Annotated in this window: 19 protein-coding genes; 13 read left to right on the top strand and 6 right to left on the bottom strand. The window is 27.6% G+C overall.

Annotation, left to right across the window (positions count from 1 at the left end; translation table 11 throughout):
- The first annotated feature begins 23 nt into the window (after nt 1–23).
- Both IC175_RS03580 and IC175_RS19580 read left to right on the top strand, forming a co-directional pair.
- Nucleotides 24–1289: a dihydroorotase gene (locus IC175_RS03580; protein WP_227432910.1), complete on the top strand. Its 1266-nt coding sequence runs from the start codon at nt 24–26 to the stop codon at nt 1287–1289.
- Between the two features lie 27 nt (nt 1290–1316).
- Complete coding sequence (locus tag IC175_RS19580; protein WP_227851111.1) at nt 1317–2312, top strand: GNAT family N-acetyltransferase; 996 nt, start codon at nt 1317–1319, stop codon at nt 2310–2312.
- Nucleotides 2313–2491: 179 nt separating this feature from the next.
- Here the strand turns inward: IC175_RS19580 and IC175_RS03570 are convergent, their stop codons facing one another.
- The 5 genes from IC175_RS03570 to IC175_RS03550 all read right to left on the bottom strand — a co-directional run bounded on the left by IC175_RS03570 (nt 2492) and on the right by IC175_RS03550 (nt 7463).
- The gene (locus IC175_RS03570) at nt 2492–3727 is read right to left on the bottom strand and encodes an ABC transporter permease (RefSeq protein ID WP_227432912.1); all 1236 of its coding nucleotides are present in this window, start codon (nt 3725–3727) and stop codon (nt 2492–2494) included.
- Nucleotides 3728–3729: 2 nt separating this feature from the next.
- Nucleotides 3730–4404, bottom strand: coding sequence for an ABC transporter ATP-binding protein (locus IC175_RS03565; protein WP_227482338.1), 675 nt, complete (start codon nt 4402–4404; stop codon nt 3730–3732).
- 7 nt (nt 4405–4411) lie between these two features.
- Nucleotides 4412–5644, bottom strand: a complete 1233-nt coding sequence (locus IC175_RS03560) for an efflux RND transporter periplasmic adaptor subunit (protein ID WP_227823741.1) — start codon at nt 5642–5644, stop codon at nt 4412–4414.
- A gap of 116 nt (nt 5645–5760) precedes the next feature.
- Nucleotides 5761–6765 carry a HAMP domain-containing histidine kinase gene (locus IC175_RS03555; protein WP_227851110.1) on the bottom strand — a complete coding sequence of 335 codons (1005 nt, stop codon included), beginning with the start codon at nt 6763–6765 and terminating at the stop codon, nt 5761–5763.
- Between the two features lie 23 nt (nt 6766–6788).
- Nucleotides 6789–7463: a response regulator transcription factor gene (locus IC175_RS03550; protein WP_227432916.1), complete on the bottom strand. Its 675-nt coding sequence runs from the start codon at nt 7461–7463 to the stop codon at nt 6789–6791.
- A gap of 287 nt (nt 7464–7750) precedes the next feature.
- Between IC175_RS03550 and IC175_RS03545 the strand changes: the two genes are divergently transcribed.
- From IC175_RS03545 to ggt, 3 genes are all read left to right on the top strand, one after another.
- Nucleotides 7751–8518, top strand: coding sequence for an ABC transporter ATP-binding protein (locus IC175_RS03545; protein ID WP_227432917.1), 768 nt, complete (start codon nt 7751–7753; stop codon nt 8516–8518).
- Complete coding sequence (locus IC175_RS03540) at nt 8505–10436, top strand: ABC transporter permease (protein WP_227851109.1); 1932 nt, start codon at nt 8505–8507, stop codon at nt 10434–10436. Before IC175_RS03545 ends, IC175_RS03540 begins: the two co-directional genes overlap by 14 nt.
- A 194-nt stretch (nt 10437–10630) precedes the next feature.
- On the top strand, nt 10631–12244 hold the full coding sequence (gene ggt, locus IC175_RS03535; RefSeq protein ID WP_227432919.1) for a gamma-glutamyltransferase: 1614 nt from the start codon (nt 10631–10633) through the stop codon (nt 12242–12244).
- 138 nt (nt 12245–12382) lie between these two features.
- On the opposite strand, the gene IC175_RS03530 is transcribed toward ggt, so the two are convergent.
- Nucleotides 12383–13234 carry a sulfurtransferase gene (locus IC175_RS03530; protein ID WP_227851108.1) on the bottom strand — a complete coding sequence of 284 codons (852 nt, stop codon included), beginning with the start codon at nt 13232–13234 and terminating at the stop codon, nt 12383–12385.
- 628 nt (nt 13235–13862) lie between these two features.
- Here IC175_RS03530 and IC175_RS03525 point away from each other — a divergent pair.
- The 8 genes from IC175_RS03525 (at nt 13863) to IC175_RS03490 (ending at nt 24305) form a co-directional block, all read left to right on the top strand.
- On the top strand, nt 13863–14756 hold the full coding sequence (locus tag IC175_RS03525) for a sulfide/dihydroorotate dehydrogenase-like FAD/NAD-binding protein (protein WP_227432921.1): 894 nt from the start codon (nt 13863–13865) through the stop codon (nt 14754–14756).
- Complete coding sequence (gene gltA, locus IC175_RS03520) at nt 14756–16150, top strand: NADPH-dependent glutamate synthase (RefSeq protein WP_227823744.1); 1395 nt, start codon at nt 14756–14758, stop codon at nt 16148–16150. Before IC175_RS03525 ends, gltA begins: the two co-directional genes overlap by 1 nt.
- A 170-nt stretch (nt 16151–16320) precedes the next feature.
- Entirely contained in the window at nt 16321–16653 is a 333-nt protein-coding gene (locus IC175_RS03515) for a hypothetical protein (protein ID WP_227432923.1), read from the top strand.
- A 21-nt stretch (nt 16654–16674) separates the two neighbouring features.
- Complete coding sequence (locus IC175_RS03510) at nt 16675–18885, top strand: EAL domain-containing protein (protein ID WP_227432924.1); 2211 nt, start codon at nt 16675–16677, stop codon at nt 18883–18885.
- Between the two features lie 155 nt (nt 18886–19040).
- Entirely contained in the window at nt 19041–19787 is a 747-nt protein-coding gene (locus IC175_RS03505; protein WP_227823745.1) for an ABC transporter ATP-binding protein, read from the top strand.
- Entirely contained in the window at nt 19787–21661 is a 1875-nt protein-coding gene (locus IC175_RS03500) for an ABC transporter permease (RefSeq protein ID WP_227851107.1), read from the top strand. The genes IC175_RS03505 and IC175_RS03500 overlap by 1 nt, the downstream gene beginning before the upstream one ends.
- A gap of 122 nt (nt 21662–21783) precedes the next feature.
- Nucleotides 21784–23157 carry an MATE family efflux transporter gene (locus IC175_RS03495; protein ID WP_227482349.1) on the top strand — a complete coding sequence of 458 codons (1374 nt, stop codon included), beginning with the start codon at nt 21784–21786 and terminating at the stop codon, nt 23155–23157.
- 107 nt (nt 23158–23264) lie between these two features.
- The gene (locus IC175_RS03490) at nt 23265–24305 is read left to right on the top strand and encodes a Fic family protein (RefSeq protein ID WP_227823746.1); all 1041 of its coding nucleotides are present in this window, start codon (nt 23265–23267) and stop codon (nt 24303–24305) included.
- The last annotated feature ends 130 nt before the right edge of the window (nt 24306–24435 follow it).

Genomic DNA, 24435 nt, shown 5'->3' with positions numbered 1-24435 from the left:
GAAAATTATAAAGGAGAAATAACATGATTTTAATTAAAAATGGTAGAGTGATAGACCCTAAGAGTCAAAGAGATGAGAAAATAGATTTAATTATAAAAGAAAATAAAATCTATAAAATAGGTAATTTTGATGAAAATGATGAATTTGAAAAAATAATAGATGCTAGTGGGAATATAGTTGCACCTGGATTAGTAGATGTACATGTACATTTTAGAGACCCAGGATTTACATATAAAGAAGATATAGATAGTGGAGCTAAATCTGCAGCTAGAGGTGGATTTACAACAGTTATATGTATGGCAAATACTGACCCAATTGTAGATAATGAAGATACTTTTAACTATGTGAAGGAAAAAGCAAAAAATGCATGTATAAATGTTTTACAAGCAGCAGCTATAACAAAAGGTTTTGAAGGTAAAGAGTTAGTGGATATGGAAAATCTTAAAAAGGCTGGAGTTCCAGGATTTACTGATGATGGATTACCTTTAATGGATAGCAGTCTAATTATGGAAGCAATGATTAAGGCAAAAGAGTTAGATGTACCACTTAGTTTTCATGAAGAAGACCCTTCTTTAGTTGGAAATCCTGGCGTAAATGCAGGAAAGATAGCTTCAGAGCTTGGTCTAAAAGGTGCATCGAATGTAGCAGAAGATGTAATGGTTGCTAGAGATTGCATGTTAGCACTAAAAACTGGTGCTAAGATTGATATACAACATATAAGTTCTGGGGTTTCTGTTGATATGGTTAGATTTGCAAAATATCTTGGAGCAAACGTAGTTGCAGAAGCTTCACCACATCACTTTACACTGACTGAGGAAGATGTATTAGAGTTTGGAACAAATGCAAAAATGAATCCGCCTTTAAGAACTAAGTGGGATAGAGATAAGATTATAGAAGGGTTAAATGATGGTACTATTGAGATAATAGCAACAGACCATGCACCTCATAGTAAAGAAGAAAAAGATAGAGAGTTTATAAAAGCTCCAAGTGGTATTATAGGGCTTGAAACTTCGTTGTCTCTTGGAATAACAAACTTAGTATATAAAAATCATCTTAGTATGATGCAGTTAATAGAAAAAATGTCTACAAATCCTGCAAAACTATACAATTTAAATGTTGGTTTTATAGAAGAAGGAGCAGTAGCAGATATTGTTATATTTAATCCTGAAGAAGAATGGATAGTTGAAGATTTTGCTTCTAAAGCTGACAATTCCCCATTTAGAGGTAAATCTCTATATGGGAAAGTTAATTATACTATATGTAATGGAGAAGTTGTATACAACGCTTAAGGTTGTGTTTTAAGGGTGGTGAATACAGTGATTGAAAGCAAAAGATTATATATTAGACAAATGAATCATAGTGATTTTAAGGAAATAAGTAAAATGTTACAAGATTCAGAAGTAATGTATGCATGGGAACATGCTTTTTCTGATGAAGAAGTTACAGAATGGATTGATAGAAATATACAGAGATATAATAATGATGGATATGGATATTTTATTGTTATAGATAAGTATGTAGATAATGTAGTGGGGCAAATAGGCCTTATAAAACAGGACATAGGGTTAGGAATAGGTTATATAGTAAAAAGAGAATATTGGAATCAAGGTTATGCTACAGAAGGTGCTACTATATGTATAGATTATGCTATTAGAAACTTAAATGTAGATACTTTAGTAGCAGATATCAGACCTGAAAATATAGCATCTATAAATGTGGCAAAAAAACTAGGTATGAAGAAAATATCTGAGTGCGACAAGATTTATAGAGGACAAGTAATGAAACATGATGTCTACCAATTAAAAGTAACAGGATTAACTACAAAAATTGTTGAAATAGTAGATTATAATCCAAATTGGAAGTATGAGTTTGAAAAATTAAAATCTACACTAGAAAAGACTCTAGGTAATTCGATTTTGAAAATAGAACATGTTGGTAGCACATCTGTTGAAGGGCTTTCTGCAAAACCTAGATTAGATATTGATATAATAATTGGAGACTATAGCTACTTAAATGATGTTGTCAGTAAACTAAAAAAATTAGGGTATAAACATCTAGGCAATTTAGAAGTAGAAGGAAGAGAAGCATTTTCTTATGAGACAACTAGTTTCATGGAGCATAATTTATATGTATGTCCTAAAGATGGGAAAGGATATTTAGAGCATATTAAATTTCGAGAGTATTTGAGACTAAATCCAGATAAGGTTAAAGAATATTCTGACTTAAAAAAGAAGCTAGCAAAACTTTATAGGTATGATGTTAACTCTTATTGTGATAACAAAACAGATTTCATAAGAGGCATAATAGATTAGATATTAATATTAAAAATATTTAAAGCAAATAATTCATTAGTAATTTTGAAAATAACAATGCACTATTATATTTGATTTGAAAAAGATTAAGTTCTTAATCTATCATATATAATAGTGCATTAAATATTTAAGCATGTTTTAGAAAACAATTTAAAAATAATAACTTATTAATGGAAATACTATTTATAAATTGCCTTTATAGGGTCTAGTTTAGAGGCTTTAAAGGCTGGTATTAAACCAAATACAACTCCAGTTAATATAGTAGCCAAAATAGCATAAAGTAAGCTATTTAAGCTAGGAATTGCTTCAAATCCAATGTATTTAGAAACATAGTTAGTAGCAATAAATCCAACTATAGTTCCTAAAATTCCTCCACATACCGTTATAAAAACAGCTTCAACTAAAAATTGAAATAATATAGACCTAGGTTTTGCACCAATAGCACGTCTTATACCAATCTCTCTTTGTCTTTCCATAACTGATACATACATTATATTCATTACACCAATACCACCAACAAACATTGCAACTACAGTTATTATAGATACATATTTATTGACATTAGAATTGATGCTTTCAAGATAAGCTGTTTGTTCAGTTGGGTCTGGTGTAGTATAAGAACCATTGATACCAGGATGCATTTCATATAGTTTAGCTATAATATTGTTTGCAACTTCATTCACATTATATCCTTTAGAACAAACTAAGTCTAACTGATAAATTTCAGTGGAGTAAGAGTTTTGACTCATTAGACTATCAAAAGCTTTTTTAGGTATAAGAGAAGTTATAAATTGCATATCTTGATAACCTCCTAAAAATCCTCCAGCTTGTTGTTGGTTAGAAGAATCATCCAATACTCCAATTATTTCAAATATAGTTCCATTTACATTAATACCATGGCCTAAAGCGTCTTCTGGATTTTCAAAAATTTCACTTGCACTTTGCTGTGTAAGTAGAATTACCTTTCTTTTTTCATCATCCAAGGAAAAATCTCTACCACAGATTAAATTTATTTTTGAATCTTTTTTTACTGGTCCAACTTCCACATAAGTCGTTTTTTTATCAAAAGATGCCTCAGAAGAATAAGTTGAATCAAGATTAAATCCATCTCTTGCAGGAGCAATTCTTTCTACACCTTCAACAAATGATAATTCTTCTAAATCTTTTGCATTGAATGGCTTTAAAAATATACTCATATCATTGGTAAGACCTGTGTTATCAGCTGATTCAAATGAAATAGTAGTTTTATTAGGATTAGCGTTATTTACAGATTTCTTGATTTCTTTTTGAAATCCATTACCTATAGAACTAACAAGTATTACTGAAGTTATTCCTATAATAATCCAAAGTAAAGCTACAAAGACACGAAGCTTGTGCCCCTTTAAATTAGCCAAAGAATTTTTTAATAAGCCCATGATTACACCTCCGAAGTAAACACACCATCTTTAAGTCGTATGACCTTAGTTGCATACTTAGTCAAATCCTGATCATGTGTAACCATTATTATAGTCTTGCCTTGTTCATTAAGTTCTGTCAAAAGTTCCATAATTTCCCTGCTAGTTTCACTATCCAATGCTCCAGTTGGTTCATCAGCAAAGATTATTTGAGGGTCATTTGCCAAACAACGTGCAATAGCTACACGTTGTTGCTGACCACCAGATAATTGAAGAGGTTTTTGTTTGATTTTATCTAAAAGCCCAACAGATTTTAGTTTGCTCTTAACAATTTCTTCTCTTTCAGATTTTTTTAATATTTTATTGTAAATTAGAGGTAGCTCTACATTTTGATATATATTTAAAGTTTCTATTAAATTAAATTGTTGAAAAACAAAACCAATATTGATATTTCTAAAAACAGAACGCTCATTTTCACTGAGATTAGTTACATCTGTGCCATCAAATATATATCTTCCTTCGTCAAACACATCAAGAAAACCTAAGATGTTAAGTAAAGTGGTTTTACCACTACCAGATTTACCCATTATCATGACAAATTCTCCAGATTCAATTTCTAAATTTAAGGATTTTAAAACATGTAATTCATCTTTCCCTACTTTGTAATATTTTTGAATATTTTCTAATTTAATTAACATATGTAAATTAATTCACATCCATATTAACTTCTTTTAAATTTTTGTCTGGAGTAGCATCTCCATTATTATTAGAGCCAGCAGTTACACCATCACCTTGAACTGGGTCTCCTTCTTTCATTTCTTTAGTAGGGTATTTTATTACTATATCACCTTGTTCAAGACCGCCTCTAATTACAGCAAAGTCATTATTTTTACTTGCAACATCTACAATTTGTTTTTTCAAGATTCCATCTAAGTCTTTAAATACATATGAGTGTTTTTTATCCTTAAGTACACAAGATGCTGGTATTTTAAAGCTTGAGTTAGCTACTTCAAGTGATGCTTGAAGATGGAATCCATTTGTCAACCCTTCTTGGTTATCAAATGCTATGTTTATATCATAATAAGATAAAGTACTTTGTTGAGCTCCCATCTCGCTACTTGGAGTAGATGGCTTATCAGATATAAAACTTATTCTACCAGTAAGATTTTGGTCAGTTGAGAAAACTAATATATTAACCATTTGGTCAATTTTCATCTTAGGTAAATCTTGTTCACTTGCTTGCCCCTTCATATAAAACTCTAGACCTTGAATAGTCATAAATGAAGCTGGTTGCTCTGGATTTCCAGTTTGGTCATTTAAGTATACAGTACCATCAAAAGGAGCAGTAGTTCTATCATATGCTTTCTTATCTAAAGAAGCTATCTGAGAGTTTAAAGCTGTTATTTGTGCATTTATAGAAGCTATAGCATCTCTATTTTCATCAATATTTGCAAGTGATATCTTTTGTTTTTTATATTGGCTAAGTTGTGATTTTAGACTATCTATTTCTGCTATTATAGTTGGATTTTTAGCAGTAAAAAGAAGGTCTCCTTGATTTACCTTTTGACCATTTGTAACATTTACATCACTTAACTCATAATCTCCAGAAATATTAAAGTCTTTAGTTTGCTTAGGAACAACCATACCATTTATAAATATTTTTTCGTTTTCTGGAATAGTGTATGTTTCTATGAAGTTTTCATTAGTTTGTAATTCAGTATTTTTTGAATCGACATAAGCAAGTACCCCTAATATTAAAAGTATGATTATCACGATTCCTGCATAGATTTTAAATCTCTTGTTTTTAAAAGGATTATTTTTAAAACCTTTATTTTTAGCTTTGAAATTATTACTTCCAAAGCTAGTATTTTTAAAGCTATTACTCTTAAAGCTACTATTTCTAAATTTTTTATTTTTAAATTTTTTTAGAAAAGACATGTTTTCCTCCTTTGTATAAAAACTACTTATTATATACTGGGATGTACATATAGAATCATTATAAGAAGCATGTTGAATATAAGTCAAATGAAAATAACTTATCAATATATAAGATACTATAGATAATCTTTGAATGTAATAGTAATTTTTGTATATTGATTGTACTCTGAATCTACATCAATTTTATGGCCAAGTTTGTCACAAAGTTCTTTTACTAAATAAAGACCAAGCCCTGTAGATTTAGTGTTATTTCTTCCATTATTACCTGTAAATCCCTTATTGAATATTCGATTTAAATCTTCCTTTTTTATACCACAGCCAGTATCTTCCACCCTTAATTGTAAATAATTTTTGTGGGTTTTGCAATAGATAGATATATTATCTTCTATTGAGGCATATTTTAGGGAATTATTTAATAATTGCTCGAATATGAAGTGAAGCCATTTTTCGTCTGATAAAACTGTATAATTCAAATTATTTAAGTTTAAAATTATTTTTTTTGAGATAAAATATTTTGAATGTTTTCTTATAATATCTCTAAGAATATTTTCAATATTTACTTCTTGAATCAAAAAATCTTTATGAAAATCTTCAAGTCTAGATAAATATAAAATTCTTTCAACAGAATTTTCAATTCTAGATATCTCTTTATCAATATCATCTGAAATTTTTTCTTCGATTAAATCTTCGTTTTGTTCAAGTACTAGTTTAATTATTGCTATAGGTATTTTTATATCATGTACCCACATACTCATAATTTCTTTATTTTCTTCAAATTTCTTAGTATTGATATCTATTATATCATCACACTGGTTTTGATAACCTTTAATTATATCCAAATATATTTTTTCTTCATTTGTACATTTAACTAATTCTATATCATTAGTACTAACTTTGAATGTATTATTTTTAATTTTCTCTAAAAATCTATTTTTCTTAATGTAGCCAGTAAGTATATATATAAATGAAAATACTATATTTACAATTAATATGTATACAATAGTATCTACTAAGAGAGCATCAATAGGAGAAAATATAATAACTGCTATCGTAAAAAGTAAGAAACCAAAGTTGTATACTAAAAATTCGAGTTTATCTTTGAGAAAATCTTTAAAACTCATAAATTCACCTACTTAAAACTATTTTAACTGATTATATAACCTAATCCTCTTTTAGTTTCTATAAAGTCTTCCAATCCAATTTCACTTAATTTTGAACGTATTCTGTTTACATTAACAGTGAGAGTATTATCATCTACAAACCAATCATTATCCCATAATTTTTTCATAAGTTTATTTCTACTAACTATTTTACTTTTATTCCTCATAAGTTCATGAAGAATTTTAATTTCATTTTTGGTTAGCTCAATAGTACTATCTTTATAACATATAGTTGCAGTTGATAAATCCAAAGTAACCCCATTATGGACAATTTTATTTGAATTATTATCAACAAAATTATAAGTTCTTCTTAAAAGAGCATTTACTTTAGCTATTAAAACATCTATAGAAAATGGTTTTTGTATATAATCATCTGCGCCTAGATTTACACCCATTATCACATCCATATTAGAATTTCTTGAAGAAATAAATATTATTGGAACTTTGGAAATTCTTCTTATCTCATTACACCAATGAAATCCATCATAAAATGGAAGATTTATATCTAATAAAACCAATTGTGGTTTATAATGCTTAAATTCTTCTATTATGTTTTCAAGATTTTCTATTTGATAGACAATATGTCCCCATTTAGAAAGACAATCTGCTATTTGATGTTTTAATGAAACATCATCTTCAATTACCATTATTTTAAACATTTTTACCTCCTAATCCAGAATAGTTATATTAACATAACTATATTTTACTTGATAAGTTCAAACATTTCTACCTTATAATTTAAAATAATTATATTAATATAACTATATTTTACTTGACAAATTATATTTTAAATATAATTCTAGTAAAAAGGAAGAAATATAATTAATACTTACAGAAATGTAACATTATATTAATATAAGTAAATGGTTAAAAACTACTTTAATATATATAATATATTTATAAGAATTGGAAAATGAGCAATTATGTTGAGGAGTGGTAAGTAATTATGGAAGAAATATTAATTGTTGAAAATATAAAAAAAGAGTATGGTAGAAAAGGCTCAAAATATGAAGCTTTAAAGGGAATAAGTTTTAAAGTTTATAAAGGCGAATTTGTAGGTATTATGGGTTCATCTGGAGCTGGAAAATCAACTCTTTTGAACATTATTTCTACAATAGATTTGCCTTCATCAGGAAATGTTTATATAGAGAATAAGAATATTATTAAAATGAAACAAAATAAATTAGCCGACTTTAGACGTGATAATCTTGGATTTGTATTTCAAGACTCTAACCTTTTAGATACATTAACTATAAAAGAAAATATAATGCTACCTCTTTCTTTAAAAAATGAAAAAGTATCAGTAATAGAAAGTAGAATAAAAGAAGTTTCAAAATCACTAAATATAGAATCAGTATTAGATAAATATCCTAATGAAGTCTCAGGTGGACAAAAACAAAGAGGCGCTGTTTGTAGAGCAATAGTAACAAAACCATCATTAATACTTGCAGACGAGCCTACAGGAGCATTAGATTCTAAATCTGCAAGGGATTTATTAAATTCTCTAGTAAAATTAAATAAAGATAACGATTCAACAATATTAATGGTAACACATGATGCTATAAGTGCAAGTTTTTGTAGTAGAATACTCTTTATAAAGGATGGAATAATCTTTACAGAACTTATAAAAGGAGAAAGCACAAAAGAATTCTATAATAAAATACTAAATACAGTTTCCTTAATTGGAGGAGTTAATAAAAATGAGTTTATTTAAAATTGCTATAAAAAATATAAAAAAGAACTTTTTAAGCTATTTTATGTACTTCGTTTCAATTGTATTTAGTGTATTTATATTCTTTAGTTTCAAGTCAATAGAGTACAATGAAGCCTTAAATTTACTTGGTAGAAAAACTAAAATAGGTATTAATACAAGTTCAATTGTAATAGTGGTATTTGTTTTTTTGTTTATATATTATTCAAATTCATTTTTCTTTAATAGACGTAGGCAAGAGATAGGTACTTATAGCTTGATTGGAATGAGAAAAAATCAGATAGGCAGAATATTTTTATATGAAACTTTTTTGATGGGAATCTTTGCAATATTAATAGGGATATCTTTAGGTTTTTTATTTTCAAAGCTTATGACAATGATTCTTGTAAAATTAATGAAAGAGATTATAGTAGTAAAGATGACTTTAAGTATAAGGGCTTTAATTCAGACATTAGGAATATTTTTAATAATATTTGTAGTAATTGGAATGAGAAATATTATAGTTATTAGGAATAAAAAAATTGTAGAGCTATTTAAGAAGTCACCAGAAAAATATACAAATAAAAGATTTATAAAGCTAAAGGGAACTCTTGGAGTTTTACTGATAGTATTTTCTTATTTAATGTCAGTTAGTCATTTCATTGTTGAAAACATAATGTTTTCAGCTTTTATATTAATTACAATAATACCAGGTACTTTTTTATTTTTTTCATCAATAATGTCGATAATTATAGATGTTGCTAAGAAGAAAAAAAGTTTTTATTACAAGGGAAGAAATCTAATTGCATTTTCAGAACTTGGATTCAAATTAAAGAATAATAGCAGAGTATTGGCAATAATAGCAATATTAATAGCTACAAGTGTAACTATGTTAGGATTTACAATATCAATTTATTACGATATAGATAGAAATATAAATGAAAACTACAAGTATAGTTATACTATAAATGCAGAAAATTCTCTTGTAAATAATGAAATCGATAAGCTGCTATATAAATATAAAGAAGATGATAAGGTGCTTTTTGATAAGACAGTAGAGTTTATAAGTAGAGATGTAAATTTTAAATTGTACTATAAAAAAGGAGGAGTTTATAAAGAAAATACAGTGATTGTAGATTTTATTAAAGAAAGTGATTTTAAGAAATTAAGACAATATCAAAACAGTAATTATGAAGAATTAACTTCAGAAGAGCATGTATATTATGTTTCAGATTCATATAAGAGAATGTTTCTTAAAAGTACTGGTACTCAAAAAATAGATGTATACATTAAAGAAAAAGAGAAGATGAATTTATTTACAGTTCAAAAAAATATTTTAGAGCCAGAAATAAATTTACAATCAACATTTGATTTAATTGTGGTAAAAGATAACATATTTAATAGATTAAAATCAGGAGGAGAATCGAGATTATTAAGATTAATTGATATAAAAAATGAAAAAAAAGAGTTTGATATGTCTTTAAGATTAAAAAATATAGTTGATAAAAATATGGAATCAACTTATCCTTTTAATTTTACATCAAATGTCGAAAACTATAATGATTTAATTAGAGTAAGTGGTCTTATGTTATTTATAGGTATATTTCTATCTGTAGTATTTCTTTTGTGTACAGGAAGTATAATTTTATTTAAGCAATTATCAAATATATATGATGATAAAGAACGATATATTATGCTAAAAAAACTTGGGGCAAATAATCAAGATATTGAGAAAATAATATCAAGACAATTAAAAGTTGTATTTTTGTTGCCATTAATTGTAGGTACAATTCATAATTTATTTGCTATGTCAATTGCTCAAAAATTTATAACTAGGCCATTGCTTATACCAATTATTACAACACTAGCCATTTATTATATAGGTTATTTTATATATTATTTTATAACATTAAAATACGCTCAAAATATGATAATAGATTAAGTTGTAGAGTATTTTTTACTTAATAAGAATTAAATACTAAAAACAAGATAGCTTATCTAATCAAAACAAAAAAATATTATAATAATGTAATTAAGTCTTGGAAAAAGTTTGTATTTTGTATCAGTTGTATTAATTAATGTTATATAATAAATTTAAGGAAAATATAAAATAAAAATGACAAGGAGTTGAAAATTATGATGTTTGATGCTCATCAACATAAATATCCATCAATAAGAAATGTTATATATGCTAAAAATGGAGCAGTTGCAACTTCAACGCCATTAGCTTCTCAAGCTGGGCTTGAAATACTAAAAAAAGGTGGAAATGCTGTGGATGCAGCAGTTGCAACTGCTGCTACATTATCTGTAGTTGAACCTACAAGTAATGGAATTGGAGGAGACGCATATGCTCTTGTTTGGATAGAGGAAGAAAAACGATTATATGGACTAAATTCTAGCGGTTTTGCTCCAGAAAGAATGGAATTAAAAAATTACAAGAACATGAAAGAAATGCCAAAGTATGGATTTGGAGCAGTAACTGTACCTGGAATACCTGCAGCTTGGGCAGAATTAAATAAAAAGTATGGAAAACTTAGTCTACTAGAATGTTTATCTCCAGCAATTAAATATGCAAGAGAAGGATATGTTGTTTCTCCTAATGTATCAAAAGTATGGAAAAAATCCTATGAACTATATGAAAAAGAATTTGTTGGAGAAGAATTTAAGTCATGGTTTGAGACGTTTTCTAAGGATGGTAAAGCTCCAGAAGCTGGTGACATATTTGTATGTGAAGAGCATGCTAATACATTAGAAGAAATAGCCAATACACAAGCTGAAAGTTTTTATAGAGGTAGACTAGCAGATAAAATAGATGAGTGTTCTAGAAAGTTTGAGGGAGCTATAAGAAAAAGTGATTTAGCGAGTTTTTATCCAACTTGGGTAGAACCTATAAGCACAGAATATAAAGGATATAAAATATTTGAAATTCCACCGAATGGACATGGAATAACAGTCCTAATGGCATTAAATATATTAAAAGAATTGGACATAAAAGGAGATATAGAAAATGTAGATGACATACATAAGATTATAGAAAGCTTAAAACTGGCTTTTGCAGATTCTAAAACTTATGTAACTGATATAGAACATATGAAAGTAAAGGTTCAGGAATTATTAAGTCAAGATTATGCAAAAAAGAGAAGTTTATTGATTGATAATGAAAAAGCTTTATACCCAAAAGAAGGAGAACCATATTGTGGTGGAACTGTATATCTTTGTACTGCTGACAAAGATGGAAATATGGTTTCATATATACAGAGTAATTATATAAATTTTGGTTCTGGGATAGTAATACCAAACACTGGTATTGCACTACATAGTAGAGGTAATAATTTTAACTTAGACCCTAAACACCATAATGTAGTAAAACCATTTAAAAAACCTTATCACACAATAATACCTGGTTTTTTAGGTAAAGATGATAAGGCAATAGGTCCATTTGGTGTAATGGGTGCTTTTATGCAACCACAGGGACATCTTCAAGTATTAACGAGTATGATAGACTTTGGTTTAAACCCTCAAGAGGCATTAGATGCTCCAAGATGGCAGTGGATAAAAGGTAAAGAGATAGAAGTTGAATCAGAGATGCCAAGACAGATGGTAGATGCTCTTATTGAAAAAGGTCATGAGATAAAAGTAATTCATGATAATGTTGATATGGGTAGGGGACAAATAATCTTCAAAACAGAGCAAGAAAGTTATGTTTGTGCAACAGAGTCAAGATGTGATGGTCATGTTGCAGTTTATTAATATTGTAAACTAAATTTATATTTAATGACTAAAGGAATCTATATGAAATGATGATAATAAAAGGCGAAAGTCTACAATGACTAACGCCTTTATAAAAAACTAAGATATATAATATGCTAGATTTATTTATTATTAACTTTATTCTTGTCCAGTTTTAACTTCGTTGTCATCATAGCTAATCCAGTCACTAAAGCTACCAACATAAATCTTATGGGGCATATTAAGTTCTCTAAGTGCAAGGCTGTTAACACAAGCAGATATTCCTGAACCACAAGACAAAATTATTTCTTCATAATTGTTTAAATCCTTAAAGAAGTCTTTTAAAAATTCAGTATCTTTAAGTGAGCCATTTTCAAAATCACCTTTTATTAAATCCTTGCAAAAGTAATTTTTTGCACTAGGTATATGGCCAGCTTTTGAATATGCAGGTTCAACTAAACCTTGGTATCTTTCATTAGCACGACAATCTATAATCACAGTATTTTTGTCATATAATTTAGACTTAACATATTCCACTGGAACAACTAAACTGTCATTTACATTAGGCTTAATTTTTTTGTCTGTACAGTTTGGAATATTTATTTTTTCTTCTAATTCTCCACCTTCTTTTACAAAAGCTGTTATTCCACCATCTAATACATAGACATTTTCAAGACCTAAGTGTTTTAATTGGAAGAATAGTCTACAAGCACCATTTAAATCTCCATCATCATAAGCTACAATTGTAGTGTAATTATCAACACCCATTTTTTCTAACTTTTCTTTTAATATAAAAGGGTCTTGTAAAGGATTTTTACCGCCATGTTCTTTTGTAGGAGATGATAAATCCTTGTCTATATCCAAGATAAAGCTACCTTTTATATGTCCTTTTTTATAAGAATCAATACCATAAGTTCTATTGATAAGGTCAAATCTACAATCTATAACAACTAGATTATCATTATGTTCTAATTTAGATATAAGTTCTTTTGCAGAAATAATATTTTTCAAAAAACAAACCTCCTATTTTTAATTATTTTTATGTGTATTCATAATAATTATTAACTTTATAAATTAATATTATTATAAATTATTACATAAGTAAATAAATCTTTAGAAAATATAAAAATTTTATATAAAAATTCAAATAATTAATGAATATTAAAAATTTTAGATATATAATAAAATAAGAGTATATTTTAGTTTATATAAAAGCTGGTATTGCAATAGATTAAAGCCTTATACATGTTTAGTTTTTAAAGAAATCTGAGTTATTATGAAAACCTAGGTTAATTTATTAAACAAATAATTGAATAAAAAAAATTTATTATGTATTTATAAAATTTTTGTTACAAATTTGGCATAATATAGTATACTTTAAGTGTGTATTAGGTTAAATCTATAACAAATTATACGTATAATATGGATTTTAATATTTGTTGGAATTTAAACGTAATTTGTTAATATCAACTATTTGTAATTTGGGCAGTTATAATTATTTTACAGGGGGGATGTCCAATACAAAACATTTAATCAAGAACTAATATTGTATTATAATTAGAGTTATAGTTTTGTGTGTTTATGTTTTAATTAAATTTAAAGTGGGAAAAATATATTTGTTAGAATGGAGAATAGCGAGATGAGTAATAAAATAGTTAGTAAGAGACAATTAACAGATAGTATTTATTTGATGGAAATAGAGGCTCCTAGAGTTGCAAAATCTTCTCAGCCTGGTCAATTTATAATAATTAAAAATGATGAAAAGGGAGAAAGAATTCCTCTTACAATAGCTGATTATGATAGAGAAAAAGGAACAGTAACTATCGTATTCCAAACAGTTGGTGCTTCAACTAAGAAATTAGCAATGTTTGAAGAAAACGATTTTGTAATGGACTTTGTAGGGCCATTAGGACAAGCAAGTGAATTCATACATGAAGATATAGAAGAATTAAAAAATAAAAAAATCCTATTTGTAGCTGGTGGAGTAGGTTCTGCTCCAGTGTATCCACAAGTTAAATGGTTTAAAGATAATGGATTAGATGTAGATGTAATAATTGGTGCAAGAACTAAAGAATTAATCATATTAGAAGATGATATGAGAAAAGTAGCTAAAAATGTATACATATCAACAGATGATGGTACATATGGATTTGATGGAAGAGTTACAGATTTATTAAAAGATTTGGTTGATAATCAAGGCAAAAAATATGACCAAGCAATAGTAATTGGACCAATGATAATGATGAAATTTATGTGTCAATTGACTAAAGAATTAAACATACCTACTATAGTAAGTTTAAATACAATAATGATTGATGGAACAGGTATGTGTGGTGGTTGTAGAGTTAGTGTTGGAAATGAGACTAAGTTTGCATGTGTAGATGGTCCTGAATTTGATGGACATTTAGTTGATTTTGACCAAGCTATGAGAAGACAATCTATGTATAAAACTCAAGAAGGAAGAGCTATGTTAAAACTTGAAGAAGGCGATAGTCATCATCATAGTAATTGTGGATGTGGAGGTAACAAATAATGGATGCTAAAAAAGTAAAAGTACCAGTTAGAGAACAAGAACCTGCTGTAAGAGCAGCAAACTTTGATGAAGTATGTTTAGGATACAATAAAGAAGAAGCTATGGCAGAAGCTAATAGATGTCTAGGATGTAAAAAACCAAAATGTGTAGGTGGATGTCCAGTAGGAATTGATATCCCAGGATTTATAACAAAAATTAAAGAAGATGATATAGAAGGTGCTGCTAAGGTAATAGCCAAGAGTAGTTCACTACCTGCTGTTTGTGGTAGAGTATGTCCACAAGAAAGTCAATGTGAAGGCGTATGTATACTTGGAATAAAATCAGACGCAGTATCAATAGGAAAATTGGAAAGATTTGTAGCAGATTGGTCAAAAGAAAATGATATAAACTTATCTGACACAGAACCTAAGAAAAATCAAAAAGTAGCTGTAATAGGAAGTGGACCAGCAGGTCTTGCTTGTGCTGGTGACTTAGCTAAAAAAGGCTATGATGTAACAATATTTGAAGCAATGCATGAACCAGGGGGAGTTTTAACTTATGGAATACCTGAATTTAGACTTCCAAAACAAGCTGTTGTTCAACCTGAAATAGATAATATAAGAAAATTAGGTGTAAAAATAGAAACTAATGTAATTGTTGGTAAAACAATAACAGTAGATGAACTTATAGAAGATGAAGGATTTGAAGCTATATTCATAGGTTCAGGGGCTGGTCTTCCTATGTTTATGAACATACCAGGAGAAAATGCTAATGGAGTATTTTCTGCAAATGAGTTTTTAACTAGAGTAAACTTAATGAAAGCTTATAGAGATGATTATGATACACCTATTAGTTCTGGTAAAAAAGTTGCTGTAGTTGGTGGTGGAAATGTTGCTATGGATGCTGCTAGAACTGCATTAAGATTAGGTTCAGAATCATATATAGTTTATAGAAGAAGTGAAAAAGAGCTTCCAGCGAGAGCTGAAGAAGTACATCATGCAAAAGAAGAAGGAATTATATTTAATACATTGACAAATCCTAAAGAAATTTTAGTAGATGAAAATGGATATGTTAAAGGTATGGTTTGTATAAGAATGGAATTAGGAGAACCAGATGATTCTGGAAGAAGAAGACCTATAGAAATAGAAGGTTCTGAATTTGTACTTGATGTAGATACAGTTATAATGTCACTTGGAACAAGTCCAAATCCATTAATATCTTCTACAACAAAGAGTCTTGATATAAATAAGAGAAGATGCTTAATAACAGATGAAAATGGTCAAACTTCTAAAGAAGGTGTATTTGCAGGTGGAGACGCTGTTACTGGAGCAGCAACAGTAATATCTGCAATGGGTGCTGGTAAAACTGCAGCAGCTTCAATAGATGAATATTTAAAAGCAAAAGTTAATGCTTAATTTGTAAATTAAATATACCAAGTTAGAATAATTTCTAGCTTGGTATATTTTTTTGAAAAATTATATAATAAAGCCATAGTTACTATTGTAATATTTACTATTAAGTAACATAATTTTGTTTAATTATGGTAAAATAATATCGAATAAAGATTTTATAAGGGGGAAATAATGTGTGGTTGGCAGAATCAGAGTTATCAGACTTGACATTAGAACTTATACCTAAAAAGAATATTTTTGGTATAACGGTTACATATATTAGTGCAACAGATATTGAAAATGTAAGCATTTTAGATAAAGCAAGTATAAATTACTTAAAAAATAATATCCCATCATTAGAATATAGGCCTTTCCTATATAAAATTGAAAAATTAAATGTGCCAGTTTTAAATTATGAATCTCGTATAAAGGATTCATATAAATTTAAAGAAAGAATACTTTTGGATTATTCACATAGAGTAATGTCACAAGTTATTAAAGAGCCGATTGAGTATGTATTACAATAGTATAATTAATGGTGTTTAAATATGAGAAAAAGAGAAAAAATATTTGATGGATTAGTTTTTAGGTATATATTAATTTTATGGATGTTATTAATTTTAATTGATTTTACAAGTACAATTATATATGCAAGTAATTCTATGGAGGTTGCTTCTAAAAATATGATTGAAGCCTCAAAAAGAGAATTAGAAAATTATTTAAGTGTCAATGCATCCTTATTAAAAGCTCTTAGTCAAGACGATAGATTTTCTGATGCCAGAACTTCTCTAATTGAAAAAGGTAAGTTATTAAGACCTTATCAAAAACAATATAACCTTTTTATGCTTGGAATAACTGATGCACAAGGGAATACTTCAAGTACATATAGAGAAAGGGTTGGGACAATAAAAGACCGAACTCATTTTCAGAAGGTATTAGAAACAAAGAAAATGGTGATTTCTGACATTACAGTTAGTAAGGTTACAGGAGATAAAGTATTTATTATATGTGTACCTATTATAAAAAATAATGAAGTAACTGGAACTATTTTTGCTTCCTTTTATTTTCAAGATGTAAATAAGATAGTAAGTAGAAGTAATTCTGATGATTCTATTAAGTTTTTAATGGTAGATAAAAATTATGCCATTATTTCTCATCAAAATAAAGACTATGTCCACAATAAGACGGACATGTTTAGTATAGAAGGAAATATTATAGGGTCCAGTAAAAATGAAATTTTAAAAAATATAGATGAGAAACGTCAAGGTGGTTTTTTATCATGGGATAATTGGAAGTTATATAGTGCAAGATATACGAGTATCGAAGGAACTGATTGGACGTTAATATCAAGTTGTGATGTCTTTAAGAACTTTAAAAGCTTGATAATTGATTTTATAATCAAGTTATTTTTCTATATATTAATATTTTTGATATTGTGGAAATTAAGTAATGTTACACTAATAGAACAACTGAAAAAATTAGCTTACTATGATTCCTTAAGTGGAATAAAGAACAAAGAAAAGTTTAAAAAAGATTCTATATATATTTTACATAATTATTATAAGGATGATTTTTACTTAGTTCAATTGGATGTCAATAAATTTAAATACATAAATGAGATGTTTGGTTATACTGAAGGAAATAAGATATTAATACATATTGCAAATGTGTTAAAACACAATACAAACAAATATGAACTTTGTGCCAGAATGGATAATGACCACTTTATATTATTGCTTTCTTGTAATACTGATACTGACCTTTTAAATAGACTAGCTAAAATAAATAATGAAATATGCAATTTAAGTACTAGTAATTCTTCACAATATAAAATTGTTATGTCAAGTGGCATATATAAGATAAATAGAAGTGATGATATACAAAAAATTGACTTGTTAATTGATAGAGCGAATATTGCTGCAAAAACAAAAAAAGATAAGTATGAGCATTCATATTCATTTTTCAATGAAGATACAAGAAATCGATTATATAGAGAAAAGAAATTGGAGGATAATATGAATAAAGCTTTGGAAAAAGGCGAGTTTGTAGTATATTACCAACCAAAATATAGTTTAAATGATGGAAATGAAATTGAAGGAGCAGAAGCTCTAATAAGATGGAACAATCCAGATATAGGATTTATTTCACCCGTAGATTTTGTACCTTTATTTGAAAGAAATGGTTTCATTGTAAATATTGATATGTTTGTATTTGAAGAAGTATGTAAGACCTTGAGAAAGTGGCTAAACAAAGGTTATAACCCTGTGCCAATCTCAGTGAATATATCTAGAGTTCATTTACATAGAGATAATTTTATAGAGAATATTACTGAATTGATAAATAAGTATAATATATCTCCTAAGTTTATAGAACTTGAATTAACAGAAAGTGTTGTATTTGATAATTTAAATATATTGATTGATATAATTAAGAGGCTTAAAAAGATAGGATTTCTTATATCAATGGATGATTTTGGCTCAGGATATTCATCCTTGAATCTATTAAAGGACCTTCCTTTTGATATTTTAAAATTAGATAGAGGCTTTCTAATTGAAACAACAGATACAAAACGTGGAAAAATTATTATCTCTAAGATAGTAGAAATGTCAAAAGCGATTAATATTAAAGTTATATGTGAAGGTGTAGAAACCAATGAGCAAGTAGAGTTTTTAAAAGAAATAGGATGCGATAAGGTTCAAGGTTATTTATTTGCTAAACCGATGGTACTTAGTGAATTTGAAAAGCTTCTAAAATTTTAGTTGAATTAATTATTAATACTAATTAGTTTGTTGATACCCTAACAATTAACTTACAAATATGTAAGTTAATTGTTAGGGTATTTTTATGGTTAAAATGGGATATTCACGATAATATATTACTGTAGTGAAAATAAAAAAGTAATGGAGAATATAAAATGAACATATTAAGTATTAAAAATATATCAAAAACATATTATGGAAAAGTTCCATATAAAGCATTAGATAGTATTAATTTAAGTATAGAAAAGGGCGAATTTGTAGCTGTTATGGGTCCATCTGGAAGTGGCAAATCTACTCTCTTAAATATAATATCTACAATTGATAAGCAGAGTGAAGGCCAAGTTATATTAAATGGACAGGATACAAGTAAATTAGAAGGAGAAAAATTAGCTGAATTTAGAAGAAAACAACTTGGTTTTGTATTTCAGAATTTTAATTTGATTGATACTTTGACAGTTGGTGAAAATATAATGTTGCCACTTACACTAGATGGTAGAAATGTTAAAAAAATGAACAGGGAAACTAAAAATATATCTGAATTTTTAGGTATTGATAAAATTTTAGATAGAAGAACTTATGAGATTTCAGGAGGACAAGCTCAAAGATGTGCAATTGCTAGAGCAATTATAAATAACCCATCATTACTTCTTGCAGATGAACCAACAGGGAATCTTGATTCGAAATCCACTGATGATGTTTTAGAGTTATTTGCCAAGATAAACAAAGAACAAAATGTAACTACACTTATGGTAACTCATGAAGCATATAGTGCAAGCCATTCAGATAGAGTTGTTTTTATAAAGGATGGATGCATATATACAGAGATAAAGAAATCAGGCACGAATAGTTCTTTTTACAATAAAATACTATCTGTCTTGTCTCAAATAGGAGGTGTAAGGTAGTGACTTTTGGAAGATTTGCTTATAATAATATAATTAGAAATTTTAGAGCATATTTAGCGTATTTTTTAAGCTCAATTTTCTCTATAATGATATTTTTTGTATTTGCAGTATCTATGTTTCATCCAATTATAACGGATTCTGGAATCCAAAGTGGTTCTACTGCATTTATGGCTCTTATGATTTCAGAATTAATAATATTAGGATTTAGTCTGCTTTTTATATTATATTCCTTAGGAAATTTCTTAAAATCTAGATTAAGAGATTTTGGAGTTATGATAATAATTGGAATGAGTGATAAACAATTGAAAAGATTGATATTGATTGAAAATTTAATAATAGGATTATTAGCAATAATGTTAGGAATACTTTTAGGGCTATCTATTTCTAAGTTATTTTTATTGTATTTAGGTAAAATATTTTATATGAACTTGACAGAAAGTTACTTTCCAATAAAAGCGATACTAATGACAATTATATCTTTTATGTTATTATTTTTGATAACAGGACCACTTAGCTTAAAATTGTTAAACAAAAATAATATTTTTGAACTTTTAGTAGGCACAAAGAAACCTAAAAAAGATATAAAACCTTCAAAATTATTTGGAATACTTGGTATATCATGTCTTATGACAGGATATGCTATGATACTATTTGGTAATAAGTTAAATATAAATGGTGATATGTACATGATAGCGCTGTTGATTACTCTAGGAATGTTTTTATTTTTTTCTCAGTTTACCATTTTAATATTAAAGCATATGAAAAATAGAGAGAAGTTTTATAAAAACAAAATAAATATGTTGCTTATAGGTAATTTAGTATATAAGATGAAAGATAATTCTCGATTATTGTTTTTAATGACAATACTTTTATCTGGTACTTTAGTAGCATTTACAACAACTTTAACGCTTGTAACTTCACAAGGTAAATCCTCTAAAAATAATTTTCCAATGGTTTACTCATATTTCTCAGAAGACAATAATAACAAAAAATATGAAGACTTAGAAGAAATTAGAAACACAATAAAAGAATATGATTATAAGGAATTAAGTTTTCCTATGCTTGAATATAATAATGAAGTATTATTAAGTATGAGTAACTATAATAAATTATCAAAACAATTGGGATTAGATAAAATTAATCTAAAGATAGATGAGGGCATTATAGTTCCTAGATATAATTCTAAAGAGCATATAAATTCTTTAAAAGAAATTAAAGCTTATAAGATAAAAAATGTAAACATAAAGATAAAAGAATCAACAGATAGGATAATTTTTCCTACAGGTATGTTTAGTAAAATTATAGTTATACATGATAATTTATATAATAATATACAAAGTAAGTTTTCAAAAATAAACTTTCATGGATTTGATTATGAAAACTGGCAAAATAGTGCTGATATAACTGAAGCATTAAAAGAAAAATATTTTAATCTAGATAGAAATGATATGAAGTCATATTTTTTAACCTTACCAGATATGTATTTAGCTGAGTTACAACAAAGTAAAATTCTTCAATTTATGGGTATTTTCATAGGTGTTATTCTGTTTATGGCAGTTCTTAGTTTTTTGTATTTTAGACTATACACAGATGAACCTTTTGATAAGGTTAAGTACAACAATCTATCAAAAATAGGTCTATCTTTTAAAAATGTGAATAAGATTGTTAGTATAGAGATAGGTATACTATTTTTTGTACCTTTTATCATAGCTATTGTAAATAGCATATTTTCTTTACTCTTTTTAAATAGTGTACTAAACAATAGTTTTAACTTAAAAAATTGGGGTATATTATTAGTGCTCTCATGTATATATTCACTTTATTTTCATTTACTAAAGAAATTTTATATTAGAAAAGTTTGGTTTTTTGATTAAAGTGGTATATAATATATATTATAGAAAATTAATATTTAAAAAGTAGTTAATATTAAGGGAGGGCATATGCACCTCCCTTGTAATATGTGGAAAATTAAATATTAGAAGAAGGAGGAGACTTGATGGATAATCAACAATTATTAGGAACGGAACGAATCAGTAAATTACTACTGAAATACTCTATACCGGCAATAATAGGTATGCTGGTAAATAGTCTATATAATGTGGTAGACAGAATTTTTATTGGGAACATACCAGGGGTTGGACCACTTGCAATAACAGGTCTTGGTGTTACGATGCCAATAATGACAATAATACTTGCATTTGGTATGTTGATAGGAATAGGAACAACGACAACTATATCGATAAAACTTGGGCAAGGTAAAGTAGAAGATGCAAGGAAACTTATAGGAAATGCAATGACATTAGCTGTAGTTACAGGAATTATAATAATGGTACTTGGGATATTATTTGCAAATAAAATACTTACATTATTTGGAGCAAGTGAAAATACATTAATATATGCAAAGACATATATAAATATCATCTTATTAGGAACAATAGTAAATCTTCTATCCTTTTCTTTAAATCACTCAATAAGAGCTGACGGTAGCCCTAAGATTTCAGCAGGAATAATGATAATAGGATGCCTAACTAATATAGTTTTAGATTGGATGTTAATATTTGGATTCAATATGGGAATACAAGGAGCTGCAATTGCTACAGTAACTTCTCAAGCTCTTACAGCTATTTTAACTATAGGCTACTATATAAGTGGAAAATCAAATTTAAAATTCAGTAAATCTCATTTAAAATTAGATAAAAGATTAGTAGGTGCAGTATTTGCAATAGGAATGTCACCATTTGCTATGCAACTTGCAGCAAGCTTAGTTCAAGTAATATCAAATATTGCACTTAAAACTCATGGTGGAGATTTAGCTATAGGAGCTATGGCTACAATTTCTTCTATAGCAATGGTATTTTTAATGCCTATCTTTGGAATAAATCAGGGAGCGCAACCCATTATAGGTTTTAACTATGGGGCTGAAAAATACGATAGAGTTAAAAAAGCATACTTAGGTTCATTAGTAGTAGCTACTATAATTTTATGCATGGGTATGGTAGTAATTATGCTTTTCCCAGAGGCAATTATAGGGATATTTAATAAAGACCCTGAGCTTATGAGTATATCTGTAGATGGTTTAAAAATATACCTACTTATGTTACCAATTGTAGGTTTATCAATTACAGGAACAAACTTTATACAATCTATAGGTAAAGCAAAAATGGCAATGTTATTAAGTCTTCTAAGACAGGTAATTTTATTGATACCAGCAGTAATAATTCTTCCTACATTCTTAGGTTTAAAGGGTGTATGGACAGCTCAACCAGTATCTGACTTTATAGCCACAGTAATTACAGGTGTAGTAGTATTTAGAGAGTTGAAAAGATATACACCTAAAAGTGAACGTTTAAGTGAAATAACAACTGAATAAAAAGTATAATTTCAGATAAATAAGTAAAAAATTGTAAAAAATACAATTATATGATAAAATAAAACCGCTGTCAAAAAGAAGAGAAATTCTAATTATGGAGTGATTTTATGGAATTTACAAAAAAAAGCAAATTAAAAAATATGTATGTAAACATGAATGTAGCTAAAATGTTGTCTAAGATAAATGAGTATAAGGGTAGACAACTGCTTTACAAAAAACAACCAAAAGAAATTTTAGAAAGTCTAGAAAAAAAATCTTTAGTAGATTGTTCAGAATCTACATATATTGGAAATCAAAAAGAAAGTAATACTTTTAATTTAGAAAAATTAATAAGCAATGAAGTCACACCTAAAAGTAGAGAAGAGTTAAGTATTGTTGAATACAGAGATGTAGTAAAAACTATTAATAGTGCTTATGAGAGTATACCAATAAGCTCACAAACAATTCTTGAACTTCATGGATACTTATATAAATTTTCATCTACCAGAGGGGGAAGCTATAAATCAGAAAGTGGATTCTTTGAATATAATTTAAAAAATAGTGACTTCATAAATGTTGATGCAAGTGTTAATAAGGTTGAAAAAGCTGTAGAAGAAATATGTGAAGCTTATAATACATTGATAGATGAGGATGAAATTGATATATTAATATTAATTTCTGCATTTGTGTTAGATTTCATCTTGATACATCCATTTAAAGAAGGTAATATAAAAATGGCAAGAGTACTTATACTACTGCTGTTAAACAAAAATGGATATGAAGTTGGAAGATATATAAGTTTAGGAAAAATATTTGATGACAGTTCATATGAGTACTATAGTAACTTAAACTATTTGAAGTCATCTATAGGGAATGAAAAATCAGATATGAATGCTTGGATTGAATATTTTTTAGAAACTATATTGACTGCATATAAGAAGTTAGATGACAGTTTAAATGTATCTGATAAGAAAAGACAGACAAAAACTAGTAGAATAGAAAAAATAATAAATTCTACTCTAGGATATTTTACAAAAGAAGATATAAAGGACTTGTGTCCTGATATTCCAGAACCTACTATAAATAGAGTTTTTAATAATCTAAGAAAACAAGATAAGATAGAGGTTGTTGCAAGGGGAAGAAGCGCAAAATGGAAGAAGAAGTATTAAAAAATACTTTAATAATTTTAATGGTATAGTGTTAAAGCACTATACCATTTTTTATTGAAATTAGAAACTCTGAGAGGAATTTACATAACTTTATGGAACACTTATCTTATCTAAAATACTATAGGTAATT

Source organism: Clostridioides sp. ES-S-0123-01 (genome assembly GCF_020658415.1).
Classification (GTDB): domain Bacteria; phylum Bacillota; class Clostridia; order Peptostreptococcales; family Peptostreptococcaceae; genus Clostridioides.
This window is presented reverse-complemented; position numbering and strand designations above follow the sequence as displayed.